Below are 289 nucleotides of genomic sequence, written 5' to 3'. Positions count from 1 at the left end.
ATGAGATAGACTTCGTGGCTGTCGACTTCGGCGGCCGGGTGAACGGCAATCTCGGCCGGCGGCAATGCGAAGATCAACCAGCCTTCGCCAGCATCGACTGCTGGAAAACGTAGGACATTGCGAAAAAATGCGTGGTCTGCCTCGGCATCCGTGCTGTAGATGATCACGTGTGCGCCGGAAATCATGGCTCCTTATCTCCCTGAAAGTGATGCGAACAAACTATTGCCGTTGCAAACGACGTTTCGGCGCTACCGCCCGTCGACACCGCCGCTCGATATCGGCAAGCTTC

At 56.7% G+C, this 289-nt stretch carries 1 pseudogene; it reads right to left on the bottom strand.

What is annotated here, in order from left to right:
* Window positions 1-185, bottom strand: a pseudogene (locus EN824_RS34635) (extradiol dioxygenase); the annotation flags it as partial.
* Between the last annotated feature and the right edge of the window lie 104 nt (window positions 186-289).

The organism is Mesorhizobium sp. M8A.F.Ca.ET.181.01.1.1, assembly GCF_004792025.1.
Taxonomy (GTDB): Bacteria; Pseudomonadota; Alphaproteobacteria; order Rhizobiales; family Rhizobiaceae; genus Mesorhizobium.
The sequence above is the reverse complement of the archived record's forward strand: the minus strand, read 5'-3'. Positions and strand labels throughout refer to the sequence as shown.